Annotated in this window: 1 protein-coding gene; it reads left to right on the forward strand. The window is 38.7% G+C overall.

Translation table 11 applies throughout. The annotated features are described in order from the left end of the window. Positions 1 to 106: 106 nt before the first annotated feature. A partial coding sequence (locus tag KH400_RS21580; protein WP_217228145.1) for a YhgE/Pip family protein occupies positions 107 to 411 on the forward strand: 305 nt, incomplete at its 3' end.

Consider the following 411-nt stretch of genomic DNA (forward strand, 5'->3'; position numbering starts at 1 on the left):
GTGTATTGTACTCACCTTTTATAAGACTTAATATAATACAAGTAAATTAATTATTCAACAGGTTGTTCAATAAAAGGAATTAAAACCAAAAAGGGAGGTAGCCACTGTGTTTAAAGCAGAATGGGAATATTTGAAGAAGCACAAGTTCTTCATGTTGGTTATCGTCGTATTGTTCTTCGTACCATCGATATACGCGGTAACCTTTTTGAGCTCATTATGGGATCCATATGGTCAGGTGAAGAACTTACCAGTAGCCATTATTAATAAGGATAAGTCAGTCACTTATGAAGGGCAGAAGCTTGCAGTCGGCGATGACCTTGAAAAGGAGCTACGCAAGTCGAAGGACATGGATTTCCATTTTCCTTCAGAAAAAGAAGCTAAGGCCGGCTTGAAGGATGGCAAGTACTACAC

It is taken from the genome of Desertibacillus haloalkaliphilus (genome assembly GCF_019039105.1).
GTDB classification, from domain to species: domain Bacteria; phylum Bacillota; class Bacilli; order Bacillales; family KJ1-10-99; genus Desertibacillus; species Desertibacillus haloalkaliphilus.